This is a genomic window from Pseudactinotalea sp. (genome assembly GCF_048594945.1).
Taxonomy (GTDB): Bacteria; Actinomycetota; Actinomycetes; order Actinomycetales; family Beutenbergiaceae; genus Pseudactinotalea.
The window spans coordinates 1-3913 of record NZ_JBMDXJ010000168.1; the positions used below are offsets into that span (position 1 = coordinate 1).

Below are 3913 nucleotides of genomic sequence, written 5' to 3' on the forward strand. Positions count from 1 at the left end.
TCCCAGATGCGACAGCCGAACTGGGGACGCATCACCCGCTCCCCCGGCGCGGTCAGCAGCACCACGCGGATCGCATCGTCGAGGTCACCCCCGCCTCCGCTCAGTGCCAGTGCGCCGGTGTGGTCCACGCGCATCGGCCAACCGAAGCCGCGTCCGACGAAGTCGGCGGCGGATCCGGTCGCTCCCATGCTGGGCTGGATGGTCATCACGGTCCCCTAGTTGATCTTCACCATGGCGCCGCTGATCTCCGCGGACGCGGCACCCTTGACCACGGCGGTCGCGCTCGCATTGAGGGTCGTGCGGATACCGGAGGCCTCGTAGCCGTTGCTTGCCTTCTCGACGATGTCCATGCCCTCGACCTTGACGGTCTGTTGTGCGCTCAGTGTCAGGCTCTGCGCCGAGATCGTGATGTTGCCGTTGCCGTCGAAGCTGATCGATGCGCCGCCGGAGGAGATCTTCAGCGGTGTGTTGTCCGCCGCGATCTCGGTGCCGTCCTTGCCCAGGTGCACGCGCTTGGCGTCACCGGCGAGCGCCATCTGCACGAACTCGCCGTTCGCTCCGCCATCCGCGATCGCCACCCGGTGACCGTTGCGCGACATCAGGTGCCGGGACTCGACACGGCCGCTGTCGACCGGCGCGGGGCCAGCCACCTGCGTCTTGGCCCCGAACAGACCACCGAGCACGACAGGACGACGGACGTCGTCGTCCTCGAACGCCACCAGCACCTCGTCGTCGACCTCGGGCAGCATCACGAGCCCGTGGCCCTTGCCAGCACCGAGCGAGAGCACGCGAGCCCACGCCGATGAGGTGTGCTCGGCCATCCCGGCCAGGCTCACACGCACACGGCCCAGCTCCTCGGGGTCGTTGACGTTGTCGACGATCCCGATGGTGACGCCGTGACGCCGCAGGCTCGAGAGCCGCGGCGGCGAGCGCCAGGGGTCGCTCAGTTGCACAGGGGCCCGATCGCCCACGACGAACTCGGTCCGGAGCGAGGAGGCGTCCGTCCGGTGCGTCACCTCGCGCACGTAGTAGAGGCCATCGGCGCTGCCGGCGCCGTGGATCTCGACCTCACCCCCCGGCCGCAGCTGCGGGAGGAAGATCGCGCTGCCACGCCCGCTGACGCGGCCTGCGGCAGCCGCCAAGCCCTCCGCGACTGCTTTCACCTCCTCGGATGTCGCTGAGACCTGGTTGGACGCCAGCACGTCGCCGTTGTTGCCCTCTCTCGGCGCGAATCCATCGCGGGTACTGCGCACCTGCGCGGTGGCGATCGCGGGCCTGCGGCCGGAGCTGTCCCAGCCGCGCACCGTGAAGCTGCGCGGCTCGTGATCGACCTGGCGGACGCTGAAGGTCAACAACTCAGTCGCGAGCGTGAGTGTCTGTCGGCTCGCCCACGGTGCGGTTCGGCTCACCGACCAGAGCGCGAGCGTGTCGCGGTGGGCGGCCCAGTCGAGGCCGAATCGGCCCGCGACCTCGTCGATCAGGCCCAGCACCGTGTCCGCCTGGAGCAACCACGGGAACCGCTCGGGCAGTCTGGGGACGTCGGCTTTGAACCCACAGTCCTTGATCAGCTTGGTGATCAGGTCGGAGTACGACTGATCCTCGTAGGCGACGATGCCTCGACTACGCGCGAGCTTGCGCGCGTCGTCTTGGACGACGGCGGTGACCGTGGTGCCCGATCGGTCGGCATCCATCTCGATCGCGGTGATCGTGCCCGTCATCACGACGGCCGACGGCTCCACGGAGGAGATCGTCACCTCCTTGTCGATGATCAGCAGCCGCGTGGCGAGGTCCCCGTCGCCGCGACGATCGACGAAGGTCAGCCGTGCCTGCCCGATGGTCCGCACCCCCAGGTCGACACGCACCTCCAGCAGCCGTTCTTGATCGGCGATCCCGAGGGGGGTTCTGTCGATGCTGATGGCCAGCTGGGTCTGCGTATGCGGCTGGACCCGCGGTGCTCCGGTGATGGTCATGATGCCTCCGGCCGTGGCACGGCCAACAGCGCACCGGGCTTGACGGCGAGCGGGTCAGCGATGCCGTTCGCGTCGGCGAGGAGGCGCCACCGGGTCGAGTCGCCGTAGTACTGGGCGGCGATGCGGTCGAGCGTCTCGCCCGCCAGGACCCGGTGCACCCGGTGCGGGTTCGGCGTGCCCGAGGTCGGGTTCTGCGGCCCGAACGCTCGTGATTCCTCGTACTGACGCAGCACGAGCCCGAGCCTCGCCCGCAGCGGCGTGCCCGTGGAGGAGAAGTAGGTGAACGTGAGGTCGAGCGAGGCGACGACTGCCTTGAACGAGTGCAGGTCACCCCAGTGGAACGTGACCGCCGGAGGCCGGGCGTTACCGGTCGGCTCATCGGTGCCCGGTAGCGACGGGTCGATCTCCATCAGCTGAAGGATCTTGCCGGTGTACGTGGTGACCGCCGTACCCTCGTGCGTGGTGTCGAAGAACAGGTCGACGGTGAGTGAACCCGATTCCGATCCCGCGTACCGCAGCCGTGGCACACCACGGCCTGGGCGGGTCTGGCCCTCCCACCGGTTCACCCTGGTGAGCTGCAGCTGCGCGGGGTTGAACAGACACGGCAGCTTCTCGCCGCCCTCGACCTCGAGGAACGCCTTGACCGGCCCTGGACCTGCCATCAGAACACTCCCGCCCCGCCGCGCCAGGCGCGCCGCTCGGTCTCGTCGCGAAGCTTGTCCTCCACGATCCTGATCACCCGCTCGTCGAGCTCGCGAGCGAACCACTCATCCACCCGATCGACGAGCCGTTGTTCCAGCTCTGACGCCCACGCGGGTTCGGCGGGAGCCGCAGCGGAGGCCGGCTCCGGTTGCATGAACGTGTACCGCATCGTGGTGCCCTCTCCTGGCGCAAGGCGCGCGCCCAGTCCGCTCGGTGGTCTGTCTCCGCCACCGGTGCCCAATGGGTTCGCGAGCCGGCGGATCGTCGCTCCCGCGGCGGCAGGCGTGGCGGGTGGCACTGTGGCAGGTGGTGTTGCCGATGGCGGCGGCGCCCCCGTGCGGCCGCTCCCGACCAGCACGCGGGGCGGTAGCACCGCCAGGTTCATCGGGCTGGCCGCGCTGCCGCTCACGCGCGGTCGCACTGACGTCGCGGCCGGGGCAGCCGGGGCGGCCACGGCTGCCACAGGCGAGGGAGCAGCGCTCCTGGGTGTGCCGAGCAGCGGACCATCGGCGTTCGTCATCCGCGGCGTGGCGAGCGCAGCGGTCGGCACTCCGTGAACGCCACCCAGTCGAGCCGCCCCCGCCTGCCGGATCGCCATGGTCGGCCGGTCCGATGTGCGAGTGCGCCGCAAGGTGGCCGGCTCGAGTCCCAGACCAGTCGTGACGCGCCGCCGAACCACCGCTCCCGCACGGCGATGTCCGACGCCGGGGATCCCCGGAGTCCGCGAGTCCCCCTGTTCGTACCCGTGCTCGTGCCCCCGCCAGTCGGCCGGCGACCCCGCTCGTAGGCCTGACGTCGCCGTGCGCCGCACCGTCCTGTCCACACCGGCGGTGACTGCGGTCGGGATGCCAGCGGTCGAGGTGCCGGCGGTCAGGGAGGCGGCGGGTGGATGGGCAGTCGACGGCGTGGCGCGGCCCGGTGCGGCGCTCCCCCGCGTCGCGGCGGGCAGCATGGCTGACGCCAACGGGCGGGGTGTGAGCGCGGCCGATTCGCGCGGGGCGGCGGCGCCAGCGGCGACTCGTGTTGCGCGGCGCAGCGGTGCGGCAGATCCCGTCGCGCGTGCTGGTGGTGCGGCAGCGTCCGCCGCGCGTGGCAGCGTTGCGGCCGTTTGTGTCGCACGTCGCAGAGGTGCAGTGCCACGCGACGCGGCGCGGTCGCTGACAGGGCCGCGTGAGTCGGCCCGGAGTGATTGGCGGTCATGGGAAGGGGCACCGAGGGTGGCAGCGGTCATGGGGGCGGCA

The 3913-nt window shown here is 70.8% G+C and carries 4 protein-coding genes and 1 pseudogene; 1 reads left to right on the forward strand and 4 read right to left on the reverse strand.

What is annotated here, in order from left to right:
• The 4 genes and pseudogenes from ACOJSN_RS07525 to ACOJSN_RS07540 form a co-directional block, all read right to left on the reverse strand.
• Positions 1-206: pseudogene (locus ACOJSN_RS07525) on the reverse strand (hypothetical protein); the annotation flags it as partial.
• A 9-nt stretch (positions 207-215) separates the two neighbouring features.
• Positions 216-1970, reverse strand: a complete 1755-nt coding sequence (locus ACOJSN_RS07530) for a phage baseplate assembly protein V (protein ID WP_420111887.1) — start codon at positions 1968-1970, stop codon at positions 216-218.
• Positions 1967-2632: a LysM peptidoglycan-binding domain-containing protein gene (locus tag ACOJSN_RS07535; RefSeq protein WP_420111888.1), complete on the reverse strand. Its 666-nt coding sequence runs from the start codon at positions 2630-2632 to the stop codon at positions 1967-1969. The genes ACOJSN_RS07530 and ACOJSN_RS07535 overlap by 4 nt, the downstream gene beginning before the upstream one ends.
• Complete coding sequence (locus ACOJSN_RS07540) at positions 2632-2841, reverse strand: hypothetical protein (RefSeq protein WP_420111889.1); 210 nt, start codon at positions 2839-2841, stop codon at positions 2632-2634. Before ACOJSN_RS07540 ends, ACOJSN_RS07535 begins: the two co-directional genes overlap by 1 nt.
• Before the next feature lie 130 nt (positions 2842-2971).
• Between ACOJSN_RS07540 and ACOJSN_RS07545 the strand changes: the two genes are divergently transcribed.
• Positions 2972-3229 (forward strand): hypothetical protein, encoded by a 258-nt coding sequence (locus ACOJSN_RS07545; protein WP_420111890.1) that lies wholly within the window; start codon positions 2972-2974, stop codon positions 3227-3229.
• Positions 3230-3913: the final 684 nt, after the last annotated feature.